The organism is Brucella tritici, assembly GCF_008932285.1.
GTDB classification, from domain to species: domain Bacteria; phylum Pseudomonadota; class Alphaproteobacteria; order Rhizobiales; family Rhizobiaceae; genus Brucella; species Brucella tritici.
In genome coordinates, this window is sequence record NZ_WBVY01000006.1 from 172,559 (window position 1) to 192,672 (window position 20,114).

The window sequence follows — 20,114 nt, forward strand, 5'->3', positions numbered from 1 at the left end:
TTCTATATAGGTTCTATTATGTAAAGCATGAATAGAACCACATTGATCACGGCTATCGAAGAGCGCGGTTTGCACGATCCGCAGCTTACGGGGCCGCTTTACCGGAACCTTGCGCGTATTCTCGGTGAGCTGATCGAGGAGGGGCAACTTGCGCCCGCTGTCGGACTGCCGCCGGAGCGCGATCTGGCGGAGCAGCTCGGCGTCGGCCGCATCACCGTTCGCAATGCCTATAAGGAATTATTGACGCAAGGCGCAGTCGAGGCGCGACGCGGCAGCGGGACTTTCGTTGCCGAGCGGCCTGCCCGTATCAGCCAGCATCTCTGGCGGCTGACTTCGTTTTCCGAGGATATGCTGTCACGCGGCAAGGAGCCGGGCGCGCGCGTTGTCACCAACAAGGTTGACAGGCCGTCGCCCGACGAGGCTTTCCGGCTGGGGATCGGTGTCGATACGACGGTGGTGAGGCTGGATCGTCTACGTCTTGCCGATGGCGTTCCGATGGCCTTCGAGCGGGCTGTGGTTCCGCGTCATTATCTGGATAAGGATCGTGTCGAAGAAGCCTCGCTTTATGGTGCATTGGCGCGGCGTGGCCACAAGCCGGTGCGCGCCTTGCAGCGCCTGACAGCAGTTACACTCGACCCCGGTACGGCACGCCTGCTTGGTGTGCATCGGGGAGCGCCCGCGCTTTTGATCGAGCGTGTCTCGCATCTCGAGGACGACCGGATCGTTGAATATACCCGTTCGCATTATCGCGCCGATGCCTATGACTTCGTCGCAGAACTGAAAATTGGAGAATGACTATGAACAGCCCTTCCTCCCTGATGCTGCAGGAAACCGAACAGTCACCTGCCGTCGTCGCCGGTCTGCTTGAGAAGGAGGCAGGCACATTCTCGGAAATCGCGCGCATTTTCCAGAAGAACGAGCCTGCCGTCATCACGACCGCTGCGCGCGGTTCGTCCGATCATGCGGCGACATTCTTCAAATATCTGATGGAAATCACGATGGGCATTCCGGTAGCATCCATCGGGCCATCGGTGGCATCCGTCTACGGTTCCAAGCTGAAGCTCAAGAACGGACTGCACTTCACCGTGTCGCAGTCCGGCGCGAGCCCGGACATTGTTGCAGCGCAGGAAGCTGCCAAAAAGGGTGGTGCAACCACAATTGCGGTCGTGAATGTCGTCGACAGCCCGCTTGGCAATGCTGCCGATGTCGTGCTGGCGCTTAATGCCGGTGAAGAAAAGAGTGTTGCCGCAACCAAGTCGTTCATTGCTGCGGTTGCAGCGCTGTCGGGCGTAGTCGCTTCGGCCAGCGGCGATGCAAGCCTGCGGGCCGGGCTGCAACGCCTGCCAGAGGCGCTTTCTGCAACACGGCCCGATGGTCGCGAAGCTGTTGAAAATCTGCTTTTCAACGCTCGTTCGCTTTATACCGGCGGTCGCGGCACGGCCTTTGCGATTGCGCTCGAAGCGGCGCTGAAGGCAAAGGAAACCGCCAATATCCATGCGGAGGCATTTTCGCTGGCGGAATTGATGCACGGGCCGATGCGTCTTGTGGAAGAGGGGTTCCCGATCATTTCCTTCCTGCCGCGTGATGAAGCTTTCGACACCAACATGCAGGCCCTGAAGCGACTGCATTCATTCGGGGCGAGCATTGTGTCGCTGTCCGATGTGGAGACGCCGGGCTTCCGACTGCCATCGGCAAGCACGGGCAATGCACATCTCGATCCGCTGGTTTCCCTCATCAATTATTACCGCGTCATTGAAGCGGTCACGCGCCGCAAGGGTTTTGACCCAGACAAGCCGCGCAATCTCAACAAGGTTACGGTGACGGTATGACCAGGAAATCGGCAATAGCAGGCGCACGCATTTTTGATGGCGAGCGCTTTCATGACCAAAGCGCGCTGGTGTTCAGCGATGGCAAGATCGAAGCCATTGTGCCGGAAGCTTCGCTTGGCGAAGTCCATGATGTCGAGCGCCTGAACGGTGGCGTTCTGGCGCCCGGCTTCATCGACGCACAGGTCAATGGCGGCGGTGGGCGCATGCTCAACGATCAGCCTACGCCCGAGACCATGTTCACGATTGCCAAGGGGCATCGCAAATATGGAACGACAAGCCTTCTGCCGACGCTGATCACCGATACAACGCCGGTACGCGACCGCGCCATTGAAGCGGCAATTGAAGCGGTCAAGGCCGACAAGGGCGTTGCCGGTCTCCATCTGGAGGGGCCGCATCTGGCCCCGGCACGGAAGGGCGCTCATCTGGCGGAACTGATGCGTCCCGTCAATGATGCCGATATTGCGCTCTATATCCATACGGCAAGGCAGGTCGGGACATTGCTGGTCACGCTTGCTGCGGAACAGGTCACACCTGAGCAAGTGCGCCGCCTGAGCGAAGGCGGTGTCGTCGTCAGCATCGGCCACAGTGACACAACAGCCGAAGAGGCGTTCAAGCGCTTCGATGCTGGTGCACGCAGCGTCACCCATCTTTTCAATGCCATGAGCCAGATCGGCCATCGTGCGCCGGGGCTTGCCGGTGCGGCACTCGATCATCCTGATATCTGGTGCGGCATCGTTGCTGATGGCCACCATGTTGATCCGATGGCGTTGCGGCTCGCACTTCGAGCGAAGCGGGGAGATGCCCATCTTTTCTTCGTAACGGATGCCATGGCTCTGGTTGGTTCGGACTCTGAAAGTTTCGAAATCAACGGGCGTGCTGTCCGTCGCGTGCCGGGCGGCATCTGCTCCAAGCTTGTGCTGGCGGATGGCACCATTGCCGGTTCCGATCTCGATATGGCATCGGCGGTGCGTTTCGGCGTGGCCGAACTGGAGCTGACGCTGGCCGAGGCACTGCGCATGGCGAGCCACTATCCGGCGCGTTATTTGCGTCTCAATGATCGCGGCACGTTCCGTCCCGGCATGCGGATGGACGCAGTCCATCTTGACGACGGGCTGTTTGCGAAAGCCACATGGCTTTCGGGCGAAAAGCAGATAGCAGGGTAAGGCTGATGACGGAAATCACCGATCGTTATTTCAATGATCTGATAGCCCGGCTTTCCGGTCTGCGTGATCGCCTTGCTGAGCCGATGGCCAAAGCCGCCGAACTCATTGCCACGGCGGCCAAGGCAGATCGTCGGGTCTATGTGTTCGGCACCGGCCATTCGCATATGATGGCGGAAGAATTGCATTATCGCGCGGGCGGACTGGCGATTACCGTGCCGATCCTTTGCGGCGCGATCATGCTGCAGGATGGCGCGGTGGCAAGCTCGCATTTTGAGCGAATTGAAGGGGCCGTGTTGCCCATTCTCGAACGCTACGGCATTCGCGAAGGCGACGTGTTGATCGTCGTGTCGAACTCCGGCGTCAACGCCGCTCCCATCGAGGCGGCACGCTTTGCGCGGGAGAAGGGGGCTGCCGTCATTGCGGTCACCTCCGTCACCTATTCCAACGCCATCGCCAAAGGCCGCACGCAATTGCTTTCTCTGGCCGATGTCGTACTGGATAATGATGCGCCCGCGGGCGATGCGGTGCTGGAAGTCGAAGGCAGTGCTTTGAAGGTCGGTCCGGTTTCGACTGCCCTTGGCGTCACGATCCTCAATGCCATTTTTGCCGATGTAGCGGCCAGGCTGGTGGGCGAGGGCGATGCACCGATCTATCTCAGCGCCAATATGCCGGGCTCAGGCGAGGTGAACCGGGAACTTGTCACCCGGTATCGTGACCGCAATCCGCATCTTTGATCAAATTAGAGCAATCTTTCTTCCAAAGTTGCTTGATAGCGCAATCCGGTCAGTGCATTACGCATTCTGGCATGGCGGGGGCCGCATCGTGAACTAGTTTCAAGGCGCGTGCCCTGGCTTGCGCCTTCGAAAATTTGAGGAAGTCCGATGCATAATTTTGTCCTGACCGTCACCTGCAAGTCCACCCGCGGTATCGTAGCCGCGATTTCGGGTTATCTTGCGGGCAAGGGTTGCAACATCATCGATAGCGCCCAGTTTGACGATCTGGACACCGGCCGTTTTTTCATGCGCGTCAGCTTCATCTCCGAAGAAGGCGTTGCTCTCGATGTTCTGCGTGAAGGCTTTGCGCCCGTGGCAGCTCCGTTCGAGATGGAATTTGAGTTCCACGACAATGCGCAACGGACTAAAACGCTTCTGATGGTTTCGCGTTTCGGCCATTGTCTGAACGATTTGCTTTATCGCTGGAAGATTGGCGCGCTGCCGATTGATATTGTCGGCGTGGTGTCGAATCATTTCGATTATCAGAAGGTTGTCGTCAATCACGACATCCCGTTCCACCATATTGCCGTCACCAAGGCCAACAAGCCGGAGGCAGAACAGCGCCTTCTGGATATTGTTGATGATACAGGCACCGAGCTTGTGGTTCTCGCACGCTACATGCAGGTTCTGTCCGATCAGCTGTGCAAGAAGATGTCGGGCAAGATCATCAATATCCACCATTCCTTCCTGCCGTCCTTCAAGGGTGCGAACCCTTACAAGCAGGCTTATGAGCGCGGCGTGAAGCTGATTGGCGCGACGGCACATTACGTGACCGCTGATCTTGATGAAGGTCCGATCATCGAACAGGATGTCGCCCGTATCACCCATGCACAGAGCGCAGCCGATTACGTGTCGATTGGCCGTGATGTTGAAGCGCAGGTTCTGGCGCGCGCAGTTCACGCACATATCCATCACCGTTCGTTCCTCAACGGCAATCGTACCGTCGTATTCCCGGCCAGCCCAGGGTCGTTCGCCTCCGAACGCATGGGCTGATTGACCAGTCGATATTTACGCACTGACGGTCTGCAAATGGCGCTTCTCTGCGTTTCCGGTGCTCATGTACCTTAAAGTACACTCCGCTCCGGTTCTCGAGAAAGCACCATTTTCGCCGCGGCACTGCAAAAATCTCAACCGGTCAATACGTTGCGTCTCATAAAAAAACCCCGCCGAAGCGGGGTTTTCTTTTGATCTGATTTCAGACCGATTAGTCGATGTCGAAGGAAACGCCCTGTGCGAGCGGCAGAGCCTTCGAGTAGTTGATGGTGTTGGTTGCGCGGCGCATGTAGCCCTTCCACGCATCCGAACCCGATTCACGGCCGCCGCCGGTTTCCTTTTCGCCGCCGAATGCGCCGCCGATTTCAGCACCCGAAGTACCGATATTGACGTTTGCAATGCCGCAATCCGAACCTTCAGCCGAGAGGAAACGTTCTGCTTCCTGCAGGTTGAGCGTGAAGATCGAAGAGGACAGGCCTGCGCCGACTTCGTTGTGGCTTGCCAGCACGTCGTCGAAGTCCGAATACTTCATGACGTAAAGGATCGGTGCGAAGGTTTCTTCGAGAACCGGACCCTGCTGCTTCGGCATTTCGACGATGGCCGGACGCACATAGTAAGCATTTTCATGGCCAGCATCGACGCGTTCGCCGCCCTGTACCTTGCCGCCGTGAGCCGCAGCTTCCTTGAGCGCCTTCTGCATGTTGTCGAAAGCTTGCCTGTCGATCAGCGGACCGACCAGAGCGCTGGTTTCGAGCGGCGAACCAACGGTGACGCTGGCATAGGCCTTCTGCAGACGCGGAACGAGAGCGTCGTAAACGCTTTCATGCACGAACAGGCGACGCAAGGTGGTGCAGCGCTGACCGGCGGTGCCCATTGCGCCGAAGGCGATTGCGCGCAGCGCCATGTCGAGATCGGCCGACGGGCAGACGATACCGGCATTGTTGCCGCCGAGCTCGAGGATCGCACGAGCGAAACGCTTGGCAAGGCGTGGACCGACTTCGCGGCCCATGCGGGTCGAACCGGTTGCCGAAACGACCGGAACCTTCGGGCTGTCGACGAGGACTTCACCAACTTCGCGGTCACCAAGCAGAAGCAACGCAATGCCTTCCGGTGCATCGCCGAAACGCTTCAGTGCGCGCTTGAAGATCGCATCGCAGGCAAGAGCGGTCAGAAGGGTCTTTTCAGACGGCTTCCAGACGACCGAGTTGCCGCACACGATTGCCAGAGCGGCATTCCAAGACCAGACCGCCACGGGGAAGTTGAAGGCAGAGATAACGCCGACAACGCCGAGTGGATGCCAGGTTTCCATCATGCGATGGCCAGCCCGTTCGGTTGCGATGGTGAGGCCGTAAAGCTGGCGCGACAGACCGACTGCGAAATCGCAGATGTCGATCATTTCCTGCACTTCGCCGAGGCCTTCCGAAGGAATCTTGCCAGCTTCGAGCGAAACGAGACGGCCAAGGTCTTCCTTGGAAGCGCGTAGCTCTTCACCAAGCAGACGGATCAGTTCGCCGCGCTTCGGTGCCGGAACGTTGCGCCAAGCGCGGAAAGCTTCATCAGCCTTGTCGATGATCTTGATGGCATCTTCCTTGTTGTGGGTCTTGACCGCAGCAATCTGTTCGCCCGAAACGGGGCTGAAACCGGCAAGGTCGCCGCCGGTATAGGCGGATGCATCTACGCCGAGTTTGGAAAGCAGATCGGCGGCTTCCTTCTTCACGTCGATTTTTCTAACAGCGGTGTTCATGGCTTTCCTCTCTGTAAGAGTTGTTTGCGCATAATCCTGTCCGAAAAGTCTGCAACTTTTCGGGGTTATGCGTTTATTCTGCCGCTTCGAGGCCCTTCAAGCCTGCCTTAACGGCTTCGATGGATTCGCGTTCGATGCGGGCATAGTGCTCGAATTCATTAAGCACTTTTGCACCCAGATCATCCTCGAAACGCTTCTGGTTGGGGCTTTCAACAAATTCCTGTGTGTCGTCATCGCCCAGATTGGACTGGAATATACCGGCAGCACTCACCGGCAGGAAGTCCTCATAGATGATCGGGTCGAACTGAACTGCACCAGCTTCAATCAGAACCTCAATATCGGTGCCCGGCTTGTAAGCTTCAAGCTTTGCAGCGTCCTTGACCGAATAGGCGAAGTAGCCGAGGCCTTCTTCGCGCACGCCAGCCCATGTGTCCGGGAAAGCCGCAAAAGTGTCGCTCAGCGCCTTCACATATTCAGCTGCATTCGAGCCGTCTGGGGCAGGGCGGGCAACGGCGCGGGTGTCGTTGAGCAGCTTGTCGTAAAGCGCGCGACCCTTTGGCGTGAGCGCTATGCCGCGTTGTTCGATTTCACCGAAACGGGCAGTGTGCGAGCCTGGCGTCCAGGTGCCATCAGCACTGACGAAGGATACTTCTTCTTCCAGCGCCTTGAACGAGGTCTGGCGCAGAAGGATCGGGCACTTGCGGGTTGGCGGGCCTTCGACGACTGCCTTCGGATTGATACCGCGATCCGGCATCTGAAGCTGCACGGCGTCGATGTCGAGCGTGCGCGGCGTCAGATGGTTGATATGCGGGCCCTTGAACGACACGACATCAGCGATCAGGCGATGAGCGTCATGCAGGCGATGATAGAGTTCGGCGCTGACATTGGCATGGTCGTGCCAGCGGAAGGTTTCCAGCACTTCTGCGACAAAGACTTTTGCGTCGTCGTCGTTGAGGCCACCTTCGGCTTCAGCCTTTTCGACAAGTGCGATGACGCCTGCGGTGAAGATGTTGCGCTTCGACAGGACGTCTTCCGATTCAGCGCGCAGCTTTTCATCAGCGATGAGATCAAGACGCAGAAGCGAGGTGAAGACGCGGAACGGATTGTACTTCAGGGCAGCATCGTCAACCGGGCGGAAGGCGGTCGAATGAACCGGGACGCCTGCGGCGCTGAGGTCGTAATAACCAACCGGGAACATGCCCATGACCGCAAAGACGCGGCGCATCATGGAAAGTTCGGCAGCCGTGCCGAGACGGATTGCGCCGTGGCGTTCTTCCGAAATGCGCTCAAGCGAATCTGTTTCCGTCAAACGCTCATGCAGGTGGCTGTCATCGGCCAGCACCTTGGCATTCACATCGGCAACGAGTTCCATCAATGTGCCATAAGCAGGGACTTCCTGCTTGTACATGGCGGACATCGCAGCCGAGAAGGCAGAACGGATGGCGTCCGGCAAAACGAATTTCTGGTCTTTCATGGCGAAAATTTCCGTCGAGTGGGGCATCTTCGGGTGGTGCATGTCTTGTTTGGGAGGATCATGCATGGATTATGATGAAAATGTATCATATAGACCGTTTTGCGGTTATGCTTGCGACGAAAGCAACTATGTTAATGCGAGAATGGAATGAAGCTGAGCAGACGACTGATCCCGGACATCGCCACGCTGCAGGCATTTGAGTGCGCCGCCCGTCATGGCAGTTTCACGCAGGCTGCGCATGAGCTCAATCTCACCCAGAGCGCGGTCAGCCGTCAGATCAAGGATCTTGAAAGCCAGCTTGGCGTCCTGTTGTTCGAGCGCATCCGCCAGCGCATTCTGCTTTCCGATGCAGGCAGGAAATTTCTGCCGGAAGTGCGGCGTCTTCTGAACCAGACGGAAGATACGATGTTGCGTGCCATGGCTTCGGCGCAATCAACGTCTTCTTTCAGTGTGGCGACCCTGCCGACATTCGGCACGCGCTGGCTGATGCCGCGCATTTCCGATTTTATCGAAAAGCATCCCGGCATTGCCATCAATGTCGCGTCGCGCTCTGGCGTCTTTGATTTCGAGGAGCAGCCATTCGATCTGGCCATCCATTATGGACAGCCGGTCTGGGCACATGCCACCTGTACCTTTCTGTGCAGTGAAGTGATTGTGCCGGTCGCCAGCCCGAGCCTGTTGAAAGCGCGCCATCCATCCGCACCGGAAGAGCTTGAAAACGAGCCCTTGCTGCATCTTGCGACGCGGCCCAAAATGTGGGCGCAATGGTTTGAAAGCTGCGGTGTTGAGGGACGGTCTGCCTATCGGGGGCACCGGTTCGATCAGTTCTCGATGGTCATCGGCGCGGCACTGGCCGGTCTGGGTTTTGCGCTTCTGCCACTTTATCTGATTGAGCAGGAGTTGCTCAGCGGTGAACTGGTCATGCTTTTCGAGAAGCCGATGCGCACCGAGAACGAATATTATCTGGTTGTACCGGAAGGAAAACTGGAAAATCCGCTGACGCAGGTGTTCTGTCAGTGGATTGCCGGGCAAGTCGGGAATACGGATTATTCGATGCTGGTTCATTCCAAACCGGAATGAATTGTTGCGCAAATAGCGCTGTCCAAGCGACTTTCGCGGCGTGAAATAGAAGCAGTCGGGCGGATAGCCTGTTTTTCACTATATGAAATGGTTGCTCTCAATGTTGAACGATCCCCGCTCCCATGGTCTTTGGGAAAAGACCGCCCCTGCAGCTCCCAAGACGACTGCGCTGCAAGGTGATCTGACTGCGGACGTGGTGATTGTTGGGGGCGGTTTCACCGGCCTCTCGACAGCTCTGCATTTGGCCGAGAAAGGCACGCGAGCCATCGTCCTCGAAGGTATCGAGATCGGTTATGGCGGTTCGGGCCGCAATGTCGGTCTGGTGAATGCCGGCATGTGGGTCATGCCGGATGATCTGCCCGGCGTGCTCGGCCAGAAATATGGTGACCGGTTGCTTGATGTCCTCGGCAATGCGCCGAAGCTCGTCTTCGAAATCGTTGAGAAGCACAAGATCGCCTGTGAAGTAGAGAAGCAGGGCACGCTCCATTGCGCCGTCGGCAAAAAGGGCCTGAAAGAACTTCAAGACCGCCACGAGCAGTGGGCGCGCCGCGGCGCGAATGTGAAGCTGCTCGATGCCAAGGAAACCGAAGCCAAAGTTGGAACCAAGGCTTATGCCGGATCGCTGCTTGATCTGCGCGCCGGTACGATCCAGCCGCTTGCTTATGTGCGCGGGCTTGCCCATGCTGCCATTGCCGCTGGCGCGACCGTGTTTACCGGAAGCCCGGTGATCGGAGCCGAGGAAAAGAACGGCAAATGGGTGGTCAAGACCGCCAAGGGTTCCGTGACGGCAAACTGGGTCGTTGTGGCGACAAACGCCTACACCAATGCGCCATGGCCGGAAGTGCGCGCCGAGCTGGTTCACCTGCCATATTTCAACATGGCCACGAAGCCGCTGTCGGATAATATCAAGCGCTCCATACTGCCGGAACGTCAGGGTGTGTGGGACACGAAGGAAGTTCTTTCGTCCTTCCGTTTCGACCAACAGGGTCGCCTTGTCTTCGGAAGCGTTGGTGCGTTGCGCAATACGGGTGCTGCCGTGCACAAGGCATGGGCGAAAAAATCGTTGAAGCGTCTGTTCCCGCAGATTGGCGAAGTCGAGTTTGAAGCCGAATGGTATGGCAAGATCGGCATGACCAATGACAGCCTGCCGAAATTCCATCGCCTCGCGCGTAATGTGGTTGGGTTCTCCGGTTACAACGGTCGTGGCATCGCGCCGGGAACAGTCTTCGGGAAATTGCTTTCGCAGCTTGTTTCAGGTGAGATCAAGGAAGATGATCTGCCGTTGCCGGTCAGCGATCCGAAGGAGCAGAATTTCCGCGGTCTGCGTGAAGCCTATTACGAGGCCGGTGCTCAGGTTGCGCATGTTGCCGAGATCGTTATCTGATCTGTTGATCTTTTTACTGGGAATGCGTTTGCGGTTGTCATAAAACCGCATTGCAATTCCTCTAATGCCATCCGTATCTTCTCCATACTTGGAGATACGGATGGCTGTTCGGCAAAACATTCAATGTCTTACAAGCCTTCCGATGGATAAGATTCCGCCGGGAGGCTTTTGTTTTCCGGGTTCACGTTGCAGGATGTTTGACAGGTGCACCATGAATGGAAATGATCGTGCCTATCGCCATGGCAGTATCTGCGCGCTATCACTTCGCACGCGTCAGGATTGCACCGGCATCGCTGGTCATGCTGGCGAACATTATACAGAAATTCGAGGAGCGAATCCCATGAACAAGATGCTGAAGCGGGCTGCTGTCGTACCTGCGCTTCTTGCTCTTTCCATCGCCGTGGCTCAGGCCGATACGCTGACGCTCTATACGTCGCAACCGGAAGCGGATGCGACCAAGACGGTCGAAGCTTTCCGCAAGGCCAATCCGGATACGGATGTGCAGATCTTCCGTTCCGGTACGAGCGAACTCCTCACCAAGCTTGCCGCCGAGTTTTCGGCTGGCGCGCCGCAGCCTGACGTTCTGCTGATCGCTGATGCGGTGACGATGGAAGGTCTGAAGAAGGACAAGCGCCTTCTGGCTTACACGGACGCCAAGGTTGATGGTTTTGCAGCGGATAGCTATGATGCCGACAAGACTTATTTCGGCTCCAAGCTGATCACCACCGGCATTGCCTACAATACCGGCGCAGCGCAAAAGCCTGAACATTGGGCAGATCTCGCCAAGGCCGACTATAAGGGGCAGGTTGTCATGCCGAGCCCGCTTTATTCAGGCGCTGCGGCCTATCTCCTGAGCGGCTTCGCGCTCAACAAGGAACTCGGCTGGGATTATTTCAAGAACCTCAAGGCCAATGAACTGGCAAGCGTCAAGGGCAATGGCGCTGTGCTGAAGTCGGTTGCGAGTGGCGAAAAGCCATATGGCATTCTCGTTGACTTCATGGCGCTCAATGCCAAGGCCAAGGGTTCGCCGATCGAGTTCGTCTTCCCGTCGGAAGGTGTTCCAGCCGTAACTGAACCAGTTGCGATCATGGCAACTGCCAAGAATGTTGATGGTGCCAAGAAGTTTGTTGATTTCATCCTGTCGGATGATGGCCAGAAGCTGGCACTTGAGCAGGGTTATCTGCCTGCCAAGGAAGGTGTAGGCCGCCCGGCATGGCTGCCGGAAGGCACCAAGATCAATATCATGTCTATCGACACCCAGAAGGTCCTCAACCAGACTGATGCCGACAAGAAGCAGTTCTCCGAGTTGTTTGGCGGATAAGGCATCTCGATGCGCATCATGAAAGATCTTCAGGGCCGCGATGCGGCCCTGATTGCTGGCGTAACCCTGATCGTCGCTGTTCTGTCGCTTTTGCCGATGGGCAGGCTGCTGGTGGAACTGGTCGCACCACAGGGACAGCTTTCGACCTCGGCGCTGGTGGAAACGCTTGGCAGCCAGTCGACCTGGATTGCGACGTGGCATTCGCTGCAGATCGGCATTGGCGGTACCGTACTCGCGCTCGTGTTCGGTATTGTTGCGGCGTTGCTGGTCGGTCTCACCAACATGCGCGGACGCAATGTCTTCGTGCTTTTCTATGTCACGCCGCTGCTGATCGCCCCGCAGGTAACAGCGCTGGCTTGGCTCCAGCTTTTCGGGCCTTCGAGCCAGTTTCTCAAGATCATCGGCATGGCGCCACCACTTGGCAGCCGCAATCCGCTCTATTCCGTCTGGGGCATTATTTTTCTGCTTGGTGTGCAATACGGACCGCTGGTCTTTCTGATTGTACGGGCGGGCCTGCGCAAGCTTCCACGCGAACTGGTGGAAGCGGGTCTGAGTGCAGGTGCCAGCAAATGGACCGTTCTGCGCACCATTATCCTGCCGCTGATGACACCATCGATCATCGGTGCTGCCGCATTGGCTTTCGTGTCGTGTGTCGGCAATTTCGGCATCCCTGCGTTTCTGGGAATTCCATCGAATTATCTCGTTCTCCCAACGCTGATTTATCAGCGTCTTGCGGGCGGCGGGCCAGCCGTGTTGTCCAGCGTCGCCGTGCTTTCGGTGCTGATCGGTATCATCGCCATGGCGGGTATCGCAGCGCAGGAATATGCCTCGCGCCGCCGCGATTTCCGCATTGTTTCGACGTCGCTGCCTGCTGCACCTTTTGTGCTTGGCCGCTGGCGTGTGCTGGTGGAAGCTGCGGCGTGGCTGCTGATCGCGATCGTGCTGTTTCTGCCGCTGATCGGCTTGACGCTTTCTGCCCTTGTTCCGGCCTACGGTGTGCCGCTGACTTTTGCGACGGCAACAGTCGAGAATTTCCGTTTTGTGCTGCTTGAACATGCAGGTGCGGCGCGTGCTTTCCGAAACAGTGTTGTTCTGTCGTTGGCGGCGGCGGGTTTTGCTGTGCTGATCGCAGTTCCGCTTGCCTATATGCTGGCTTGGCGTAAGCGGCGCTGGACGCCGATCCTCAATTTCGCAGCCGAGATGCCCTATGCGTTACCGGGCGTAGTTCTCGCGATTGCCTCTCTGCTGATGTTCTTAAAGCCGCTGCCAGTGGTTGGTGTCAGCCTCTACAACACGCTCTGGATCATCCTCTTTGCCTATCTTGCGCGCTTCTTCGTGCTGGCGCTGCGGCCAACGGTTGCTGGGCTGCACCAGATCGACCGTGCTTTGGAAGAAGCAGCGCGCGTTGCGGGGGCGGGGCTTTTCTATCGGCTGCGGACCATTATATTTCCTCTTGTCGCACCAGCGACGCTTGCAGGCGGCGTGCTCATTTTCATGACCGCATTCTGTGAGCTGACGGTTTCAGCGCTTCTCTGGGCGTCGGGATCGGAAACGCTGGGCGTGGTGATGTTTTCTTTCGAACAGGCGGGCGATTCCGCCTATGCGGCTGCCATATCCATTCTGGCCGTTGCGGTGACATTCATGCTGATGCTTGCAACAAATCTGTTTGCACGGCGTCTTCCAAACGGGGTGCTGCCATGGCGCGACTGAAAATCGCTTCTGTTTCCAAGGCCTTCAATGAGTTTCAGGCCCTTTCTGAAGTGTCGCTCGATGTGAAGGACAGCGAGTTTGTTGCCATTCTCGGACCATCGGGCTGCGGCAAGACCACGCTTCTGCGGATGATTGCCGGTTTTGAAGATGTTGACGGCGGCGAAATCCACATTGGTGACAGCCGCGTTTCCCATGTTGACGGTAGCGTGCCACCGGAAAAGCGGCAGGTCGGTATCGTCTTCCAGAATTATGCGCTCTGGCCACATATGACGGTCGCTGAGAATGTCGGCTATAGTCTGCGGGTGGCAAAGGTTGCCAAAGCCGAACGCGAGGCTCGTGTGAAGCAAGCGCTAGCGCTGGTCGATCTTGACGGTTTTGGTGATCGCCGCCCGGCCAATCTTTCGGGTGGTCAGCGGCAGCGTGTGGCTTTGGCCCGCTGTCTTGTAGCTGCCCCTTCACTGGTATTGTTTGACGAACCGCTTGCCAATCTCGATGTGCATTTGCGTGCTTCGATGGAAGACGAGTTTGCGGCTTTCCACAAGCGCACGGGTACGACGATTATCTACATCACGCATGACCAGGCCGAGGCCATGGCGCTTGCAGACCGGATTGCGGTTCTCGATCATGGCAAGCTTCAGCAGTTCGATACGCCGCGCAAGCTTTACGAAGAACCGGCCAGCGAAATGGTCGCGTCCTTCATCGCGCATGGCATGGTTCTGCCTGCGGAGGTCGTGTCTTTTGCGCAAGCGGGACATTGTGAGGCGCTGGTGCTGGGAAGCCGTGCGCAGGTGCGTTGTTCCGGCATTGAAATGCCGCGTGCCAATGCGCAGCTCTGCGTTCGCGCAGAAGATTTGGCATTGACCGAAACCGGTGGCATCCCTGTGCGGGTCAAACGTTCTGTCTATCGCGGTGGCGGTTCGCGCATCGAGGCGCATCCGCTCACCAAGCCGGATATTCATCTGCATTTTGAAGTGCGCGATCCGGTAAGACTGGAAGAAGGCGATGAGGTTCGCATCGCTATTCGCGGCGGCTGGATCATTCCAACCGATGAAATGCCGGTGAGAAAAGTCTCAACCGGCTTTCCAATCGGCAACAAGATTTAGCTTATTTCTTCTTCATCGCTTCCAGAAGGGCTGCACCGAAACCACCGGTTGACGGCTGTTCCTGTTTGCGTGGAGCGAAGTTTTGCTTCTGTGCAGGTTTCGTGTCGCGCTGCGCATTGTTGCGTGGGGCAGGGGCTTCGCCACCTTCCTTGCGCATTGTGAGGCCGATGCGCTTGCGTGGCACATCCACTTCGGTCACGCGCACCTTCACCACATCACCAGCCTTGACCACTTCATGCGGGTCTTTGACAAACTTATCAGCGAGTTGCGAAACATGGACAAGTCCGTCCTGATGCACACCGATATCGACAAAGGCACCAAAGGCTGCGACGTTTGTGACGGTGCCTTCCAGCATCATTCCGGGTTTCAGGTCCTTGATGTCATCGATGCCATCGGCAAAGGTCGCTGTCTTGAATTCAGGACGCGGATCGCGGCCTGGCTTGTCGAGCTCGGCAATGATGTCGCGCACAGTTGGCAGACCAAAACGCTCATCGACAAAGACGCGCGGATCGAGGCTTTTAAGTGCTGCGCTATCACCCATGAGGCTGCGCACATCGCGGCCACAGGCGGAAACGATCTTTTTGGCAACGCCATAGGCTTCCGGGTGAACGGAGGACGCATCAAGCGGCTCGGTGCCGTTGGCGATACGCAGAAAGCCTGCACATTGTTCAAAAGCGCGGTTGCCGAGGCGGGCGACTTTCAAAAGCTCCTTGCGGTTCTTGAAGGCTCCGGCTTCATCGCGATGCGCAACGATTGCTTCTGCGAGAGACTTTCCGAGACCCGATACACGCGCCAGCAGCGAAGCGGATGCCGTGTTGAGATCAACGCCGACAGCGTTCACTGCATCTTCGACCACTGCATTGAGCGAACGCGCCAGACGGGACTGATCGACATCATGCTGATACTGGCCAACGCCGATGGATTTCGGCTCGATCTTGACGAGTTCTGCCAGAGGGTCCTGCAGACGGCGGGCGATGGAAACGGCACCGCGCAGCGATACGTCGAGCTGCGGAAATTCGTTCGCTGCGGCTTCTGATGCCGAATAGACCGATGCACCTGCTTCCGACACGATGACTTTGAGCGGTTTTGGCGCTGGCAGGTCGTTGAGCATATCCACGACAAGACGTTCGGTTTCGCGGCTGCCTGTGCCGTTGCCGATGGCAATCAGCTCGATCTTGTGTTTGCGGATCAGGCTTGCGAGCTCGGCCTGGGTGCCGCGTACATCGTTCTTTGGTGGAAACGGATAGACTGTCGTTGTGTCGAGCAGTTTGCCGGTGCCATCGACGATTGCGACCTTGACGCCGGTGCGGATGCCTGGATCAAGACCCATGGTGGCACGCGAACCGGCAGGTGCGGCGAGCAACAGGTCCTTGAGGTTGCGGGCGAAGACGTTGATGGCTTCTTCCTCGGCGCGTTCACGCAGGTCGCGCATGAGATCGAGTGACAAGGAGAGCGAAAGCTTGACGCGCCATGCCCAGCCTGCAACTTCCATCAGCCAGCGATCGCCGGGCAGGGTTGCGCCGATGTTATAGGCGGCTGCAATTTTGCGTTCGACCGGCTTCACAGGCGAGGTATCGTCGGCATCGATTTCAATGTCGAGCGACAGAAAATCCTCGTTGCGACCGCGCAGCATGGCCAGAGCGCGGTGGCCTGCAACATTTGCCCAGCGTTCGAAATGGTCGAAATAATCGGAGAACTTCGCGCCTGCGTCCTGTTTGCCATCGACAACGTGCGAGCGCAGCACGGCGCGATCTTTAAGATAGTTGCGCAGATTGCCGATCAGTTCGGCGTTTTCTGCAAAGCCTTCGGCGATGATGTCACGCGCGCCTTCAAGGGCTGCTTTCACATCGGCAACTTCACCGGTGAGATATTGCGCAGCAATCTCTGCGGGGACCAGCCTGCGGTCGGTCAGAATGGCTTCCGCAAGCGGTCCAAGACCGCGTTCGCGGGCGATTTCCGCTTTAGTGCGGCGCTTGGGCTTATAGGGAAGATACAGGTCTTCAAGCTCGGCCTTGGTCTGGACGCCTGCGATTTTCAGTTCGAGTTCCGGCGTCAGCTTGTTCTGACCTTTGATCGATTCGAGAATGGAGCTGCGACGTGCCTCGAGTTCGCGCAAGTAGGCGAGGCGCTCTGAAAGCTGGCGCAGCTGCGTATCATCAAGGCCGCCGGTGACTTCCTTGCGGTAACGGGCGACGAATGGCACGGTTGAGCCTTCGTCAAGAAGACCAATGGCGGCGATTGCCTGTTCCGGCTTTGCATTGATCTCAGCCGCTATAATCCCGGCAATGCGCTTAATATCGTTGGCCATATTCATTCCAATCTCAAATCTTTACGGCGAACATAGTCGGATGCCCGTTTGACGCAATCAAGGCCGTTATGGTGGTCCACAGGAAAGGTATGGATTTGGAGGTTCACGGCGATGTGAACGCCTCACCCCTTTTTAAATCGGATTCAATCAATACTTATATCGGGAAATGACGATACGTATCAGAAGATCAGCGAGGTGACTGCGATGTCGGATGTTCAGCCTATACCTTTGGACGAGATACTCAAGGCACTCGCGAATCCTGTACGTCTCGACATTTTGAGCTGGCTCAAGGAACCGGAGAACCATTTCTCCGATCAGCACATGCCTCTGGAGATGGGCGTGTGCGCGGGCCAGTTCGAACGGTGCGGCCTCTCCCAGTCGTCCGTTTCTGCTCATTTGTCCGTGCTGACGAAAGCGGGTCTGATTACACCCCATCGCGTCGGCCAATGGACCTTCTACAAGCGCGATGAGGAGGCGATAACCGCCTTCATCAAAGCTGTGTCCGATCTTTAATCCACCTGCCTAACCTTTCCCATTTGCCCAATCTTTCCCATTTGAAGGAATGTATCTATGGCCACATTGTTCGATCCAGTCACCATCGGTGATTTAAAGCTTGCCAATCGCATCGTCATGGCGCCGCTGACGCGTAATCGCTCGCCCCGTGCCGTGCCGAATGATCTCAACGTCACCTATTATGAACAGCGCGCAAGCGCCGGTCTTATCATCACCGAGGCAACGCCGATCAGCCATCAGGGACAGGGCTATGCCGATGTGCCGGGCCTTTATTCCGATGAGCAGCTTGCCGGCTGGAAGCGTGTAACCGATGCCGTGCATAGCGCAGGCGGCAAGATCGTCGTGCAGATGTGGCATGTGGGCCGTATTTCGCACAATACGTTGCAGCCAAATGGTGGCAAGCCGGTGGCGCCTTCCGCGATCACGGCCAAGTCCAAGACCTATCTGGTTCAGCCTGATGGCACGGGCGGCTTCGCACCGACCTCCGAACCACGTGCACTGGACAAGAGCGAGCTACCGGAAATCGTCGCCACCTATGGCAAGGCGGCCAAGGATGCGGTTGAAGTGGCCGGTTTCGACGGTGTGGAAATCCACGCTGCAAATGGCTACCTAATCGACCAGTTTCTGCGTTCGGGCAGCAATCACCGCACTGATGAATATGGCGGCTCGATTGAAAACCGTGCCCGCTTCCTGTTCGAAGTCGTTGACGCCGTGACGAAGGCGGTTGGTGCTGGCAAGGTTGGCATCCGCCTTTCGCCGGTGACGCCGGCCAATGACGCGTCGGATTCCGATCCGCAGCCGCTGTTCGACTATGTGGTCGAAAAGCTTGGCTCTTACGGTCTTGCATATGTTCACATCATCGAAGGTGCGACCGGCGGTCCGCGCGATTTCCAGCAGGGTCCGCAGCCATTCGATTATGCGCGTCTCAAGCAGGTCTATCGCGATGCGGGCGGCGAAGCTGCCTGGATGGTCAACAATGGATATGATCGTGAGCTAGCGGAAGAGGAAGTCGAAAGCGGCCGCGCTGACGTCGTGGCCTTTGGCAAGCCGTTCATCTCGAATCCGGATCTCGTTCGTCGTTTGAAGGACAACTCGCCGCTTAATGAGTTGGACCAGCAGCATATGTATGGCGGTGGCGCCAAGGGTTACACGGATTATCCGATCCTCGCCTAATAGAAGTGAAAAAGCCGGAGTATCCTCCGGCTTTTTTATTACAGACGCGCTCGCGTCGAACGTGGTGTTGCCAGCAGAAGATTGGTTTCGCTGGCCTTGATGCCCGGCACCAGCCTGATGCGGCGCAGCACGGCATCAAAATCGGTGAGCGTGGCAGCGCCCAGTTCCACCACAAGGTCGAAACGGCCATTGGTGGTGTGGACGGCGGAAACTTCCGAAAAACCGCCAAGCGCCTTGACCACACGGTCGGCGACATTGCCTTCGATTTCTATCATCATGATGCCGCGCACCGGCAGATCGACAGCATCCGAGCGCAGGATCACCGTATAGCCGATGATGTCACCGGAATTTTCCAGGCGCTCCATGCGCGCTCGCACGGTGGCTCGTGAAACGCCGAGATCGATTGCAATATCCGAAATGCTGCGTCGTCCATTGTGGCGCAAAAGCGTAATCAGCTTTTCATCCAGATCGTCCATGTTTTCTCCATTTTGAAAAGCCAATCCGACATTCTGATAAACCAAACCGTTAAAATTGCCAATCCGGTTGCTTCACATCGCCAAGCGTAAATGGTCAATCTAGGGCAATAATTTCTTTGGAGTAGCACTTTATGCATTGCAAGATTTTGGGATTGCCGGTTCAGGAAGGCACGGGTCGTCTGGGCTGCAATATGGGACCGGACGGTTATCGTGCCGCTGGCATTGCGGATGCAATTCGCGAACTCGGTCACGAGTTTACCGATCTCGGCAATCTGGCCCCGGCTGAATTGCGCCCGGTGTCTCATCCTAATCCTGTAATCAAGGCTTTGCCGCAGGCTGTTGCCTGGATCGAAGCAATCAGCGAAGCCGCTTATCGTGAGAGCGAAGAGGGTTTTCCGATCTTCCTTGGCGGGGATCATTTGCTCGCTGCCGGCACCGTTCCGGGCATCGCGCGCCGTGCCGCTGAAAAGGGTCGCAAGCAATTTGTGCTGTGGCTTGATGCGCATACGGATTTCCATACTCTGGAAACGACGGGCAGCGGCAATCTGCATGGCACGCCAGTTGCCTATTACACGGGCCAGAAGGGCTTTGAGGGCTACTTCCCGGCTCTGGCAGCACCGATTGATCCCGCCAATGTTTGCATGATGGGTATTCGCAGTGTTGATCCGGCAGAACGTACTGCGATCAAGCAGACCGAAGTTGCCGTCTATGATATGCGCCTCATCGATGAGCATGGTGTGGCAGCCCTGTTGCGCCGCTTCCTGCAGCGCGTGAAGGACGAAAACGGCCTTCTGCACGTCAGCCTCGACGTCGATTTCCTAGAACCTTCGATTGCGCCTGCCGTTGGCACCACGGTTCCGGGTGGCGCGACCTTCCGTGAAGCGCATCTCATCATGGAAATGCTGCATGACAGCGATCTGGTGACGAGCCTCGATCTCGTGGAGCTTAATCCGTTCCTCGATGAGCGCGGACGTACCGCAACTGTGATGGTCGACCTGATGGCGAGCCTGCTGGGCCGCAGCGTCATGGACCGTCCAACCATCAATTACTGAATTCAGGAGGCCGCATTC

Annotated in this window: 18 protein-coding genes; 14 read left to right on the forward strand and 4 right to left on the reverse strand. The window is 57.2% G+C overall.

Going from position 1 to position 20,114, the window contains the following annotated elements; translation table 11 throughout:
• The first annotated feature begins 27 nt into the window (after positions 1–27).
• From F9K94_RS20925 to purU, 5 genes are all read left to right on the forward strand, one after another.
• Positions 28–795, forward strand: coding sequence for a GntR family transcriptional regulator (locus tag F9K94_RS20925; protein WP_061345836.1), 768 nt, complete (start codon positions 28–30; stop codon positions 793–795).
• 2 nt (positions 796–797) lie between these two features.
• A complete protein-coding gene (locus F9K94_RS20930; RefSeq protein WP_151648191.1) occupies positions 798–1,829 on the forward strand; it encodes an SIS domain-containing protein in 1,032 nt (343 codons plus the stop codon).
• Positions 1,826–2,992 carry an N-acetylglucosamine-6-phosphate deacetylase gene (gene nagA, locus F9K94_RS20935; protein WP_151648193.1) on the forward strand — a complete coding sequence of 389 codons (1,167 nt, stop codon included), beginning with the start codon at positions 1,826–1,828 and terminating at the stop codon, positions 2,990–2,992. The genes F9K94_RS20930 and nagA overlap by 4 nt, the downstream gene beginning before the upstream one ends.
• A 5-nt stretch (positions 2,993–2,997) precedes the next feature.
• Positions 2,998–3,726: an SIS domain-containing protein gene (locus tag F9K94_RS20940; protein ID WP_151648195.1), complete on the forward strand. Its 729-nt coding sequence runs from the start codon at positions 2,998–3,000 to the stop codon at positions 3,724–3,726.
• Between the two features lie 147 nt (positions 3,727–3,873).
• The gene (gene purU, locus F9K94_RS20945; RefSeq protein WP_061345840.1) at positions 3,874–4,758 is read left to right on the forward strand and encodes a formyltetrahydrofolate deformylase; all 885 of its coding nucleotides are present in this window, start codon (positions 3,874–3,876) and stop codon (positions 4,756–4,758) included.
• A 211-nt stretch (positions 4,759–4,969) separates the two neighbouring features.
• Here purU and amaB read toward each other — a convergent pair whose 3' ends face one another.
• Positions 4,970–6,502: an L-piperidine-6-carboxylate dehydrogenase gene (gene amaB, locus F9K94_RS20950; protein WP_151648197.1), complete on the reverse strand. Its 1,533-nt coding sequence runs from the start codon at positions 6,500–6,502 to the stop codon at positions 4,970–4,972.
• A gap of 73 nt (positions 6,503–6,575) precedes the next feature.
• Positions 6,576–7,976, reverse strand: coding sequence for a 2-oxoadipate dioxygenase/decarboxylase HglS (hglS, locus tag F9K94_RS20955; RefSeq protein ID WP_151648199.1), 1,401 nt, complete (start codon positions 7,974–7,976; stop codon positions 6,576–6,578).
• Between the two features lie 147 nt (positions 7,977–8,123).
• Between hglS and F9K94_RS20965 the strand changes: the two genes are divergently transcribed.
• From F9K94_RS20965 to F9K94_RS20985, 6 genes are all read left to right on the forward strand, one after another.
• Positions 8,124–9,056, forward strand: coding sequence for a LysR family transcriptional regulator (locus F9K94_RS20965; protein ID WP_061345843.1), 933 nt, complete (start codon positions 8,124–8,126; stop codon positions 9,054–9,056).
• 100 nt (positions 9,057–9,156) lie between these two features.
• Positions 9,157–10,440, forward strand: a complete 1,284-nt coding sequence (locus F9K94_RS20970) for an NAD(P)/FAD-dependent oxidoreductase (RefSeq protein WP_061345844.1) — start codon at positions 9,157–9,159, stop codon at positions 10,438–10,440.
• Positions 10,441–10,655: 215 nt separating this feature from the next.
• Complete coding sequence (locus F9K94_RS24850) at positions 10,656–10,784, forward strand: hypothetical protein (RefSeq protein WP_268878402.1); 129 nt, start codon at positions 10,656–10,658, stop codon at positions 10,782–10,784.
• The gene (locus tag F9K94_RS20975) at positions 10,781–11,761 is read left to right on the forward strand and encodes an ABC transporter substrate-binding protein (protein WP_151648203.1); all 981 of its coding nucleotides are present in this window, start codon (positions 10,781–10,783) and stop codon (positions 11,759–11,761) included. The genes F9K94_RS24850 and F9K94_RS20975 overlap by 4 nt, the downstream gene beginning before the upstream one ends.
• 9 nt (positions 11,762–11,770) lie before the next feature.
• Positions 11,771–13,471 (forward strand): ABC transporter permease, encoded by a 1,701-nt coding sequence (locus F9K94_RS20980; RefSeq protein WP_151648205.1) that lies wholly within the window; start codon positions 11,771–11,773, stop codon positions 13,469–13,471.
• Entirely contained in the window at positions 13,459–14,574 is a 1,116-nt protein-coding gene (locus F9K94_RS20985) for an ABC transporter ATP-binding protein (RefSeq protein ID WP_151648207.1), read from the forward strand. Before F9K94_RS20980 ends, F9K94_RS20985 begins: the two co-directional genes overlap by 13 nt.
• A gap of 1 nt (position 14,575) precedes the next feature.
• Here F9K94_RS20985 and F9K94_RS20990 read toward each other — a convergent pair whose 3' ends face one another.
• Positions 14,576–16,882, reverse strand: coding sequence for a Tex family protein (locus F9K94_RS20990; protein WP_151648209.1), 2,307 nt, complete (start codon positions 16,880–16,882; stop codon positions 14,576–14,578).
• Positions 16,883–17,086: 204 nt separating this feature from the next.
• Between F9K94_RS20990 and F9K94_RS20995 the strand changes: the two genes are divergently transcribed.
• Positions 17,087–17,395 (forward strand): ArsR/SmtB family transcription factor, encoded by a 309-nt coding sequence (locus tag F9K94_RS20995; protein WP_061346450.1) that lies wholly within the window; start codon positions 17,087–17,089, stop codon positions 17,393–17,395.
• Positions 17,396–17,452: 57 nt separating this feature from the next.
• Positions 17,453–18,568 carry an alkene reductase gene (locus tag F9K94_RS21000; RefSeq protein WP_061345847.1) on the forward strand — a complete coding sequence of 372 codons (1,116 nt, stop codon included), beginning with the start codon at positions 17,453–17,455 and terminating at the stop codon, positions 18,566–18,568.
• Positions 18,569–18,606: 38 nt separating this feature from the next.
• Here F9K94_RS21000 and F9K94_RS21005 read toward each other — a convergent pair whose 3' ends face one another.
• Positions 18,607–19,044, reverse strand: coding sequence for an Lrp/AsnC family transcriptional regulator (locus tag F9K94_RS21005; RefSeq protein ID WP_061345848.1), 438 nt, complete (start codon positions 19,042–19,044; stop codon positions 18,607–18,609).
• Between the two features lie 131 nt (positions 19,045–19,175).
• On the opposite strand from F9K94_RS21005, the gene rocF reads away from it, so the two are divergent.
• Complete coding sequence (gene rocF / locus F9K94_RS21010; RefSeq protein WP_061345849.1) at positions 19,176–20,096, forward strand: arginase; 921 nt, start codon at positions 19,176–19,178, stop codon at positions 20,094–20,096.
• Positions 20,097–20,114: the final 18 nt, after the last annotated feature.

What these genes read in the sequence shown, in the direction of transcription:
- F9K94_RS20975 (WP_151648203.1), top strand. Translation starts at nt 10,781, where the DNA reads ATGAACAAGATGCTGAAGCGGGCTGCTGTCGTACCTGCGCTTCTTGCT.
- F9K94_RS20990 (WP_151648209.1), bottom strand. Translation starts at nt 16,882, where the DNA reads ATGGCCAACGATATTAAGCGCATTGCCGGGATTATAGCGGCTGAGATC.
- purU (WP_061345840.1), top strand. Translation starts at nt 3,874, where the DNA reads ATGCATAATTTTGTCCTGACCGTCACCTGCAAGTCCACCCGCGGTATC.
- F9K94_RS20925 (WP_061345836.1), top strand. Translation starts at nt 28, where the DNA reads ATGAATAGAACCACATTGATCACGGCTATCGAAGAGCGCGGTTTGCAC.
- F9K94_RS20965 (WP_061345843.1), top strand. Translation starts at nt 8,124, where the DNA reads ATGAAGCTGAGCAGACGACTGATCCCGGACATCGCCACGCTGCAGGCA.
- amaB (WP_151648197.1), bottom strand. Translation starts at nt 6,502, where the DNA reads ATGAACACCGCTGTTAGAAAAATCGACGTGAAGAAGGAAGCCGCCGAT.
- hglS (WP_151648199.1), bottom strand. Translation starts at nt 7,976, where the DNA reads ATGAAAGACCAGAAATTCGTTTTGCCGGACGCCATCCGTTCTGCCTTC.
- F9K94_RS21000 (WP_061345847.1), top strand. Translation starts at nt 17,453, where the DNA reads ATGGCCACATTGTTCGATCCAGTCACCATCGGTGATTTAAAGCTTGCC.
- rocF (WP_061345849.1), top strand. Translation starts at nt 19,176, where the DNA reads ATGCATTGCAAGATTTTGGGATTGCCGGTTCAGGAAGGCACGGGTCGT.
- F9K94_RS24850 (WP_268878402.1), top strand. Translation starts at nt 10,656, where the DNA reads ATGGAAATGATCGTGCCTATCGCCATGGCAGTATCTGCGCGCTATCAC.
- F9K94_RS20995 (WP_061346450.1), top strand. Translation starts at nt 17,087, where the DNA reads ATGTCGGATGTTCAGCCTATACCTTTGGACGAGATACTCAAGGCACTC.
- F9K94_RS20985 (WP_151648207.1), top strand. Translation starts at nt 13,459, where the DNA reads ATGGCGCGACTGAAAATCGCTTCTGTTTCCAAGGCCTTCAATGAGTTT.
- F9K94_RS20940 (WP_151648195.1), top strand. Translation starts at nt 2,998, where the DNA reads ATGACGGAAATCACCGATCGTTATTTCAATGATCTGATAGCCCGGCTT.
- F9K94_RS20980 (WP_151648205.1), top strand. Translation starts at nt 11,771, where the DNA reads ATGCGCATCATGAAAGATCTTCAGGGCCGCGATGCGGCCCTGATTGCT.
- F9K94_RS20930 (WP_151648191.1), top strand. Translation starts at nt 798, where the DNA reads ATGAACAGCCCTTCCTCCCTGATGCTGCAGGAAACCGAACAGTCACCT.
- nagA (WP_151648193.1), top strand. Translation starts at nt 1,826, where the DNA reads ATGACCAGGAAATCGGCAATAGCAGGCGCACGCATTTTTGATGGCGAG.
- F9K94_RS21005 (WP_061345848.1), bottom strand. Translation starts at nt 19,044, where the DNA reads ATGGACGATCTGGATGAAAAGCTGATTACGCTTTTGCGCCACAATGGA.
- F9K94_RS20970 (WP_061345844.1), top strand. Translation starts at nt 9,157, where the DNA reads ATGTTGAACGATCCCCGCTCCCATGGTCTTTGGGAAAAGACCGCCCCT.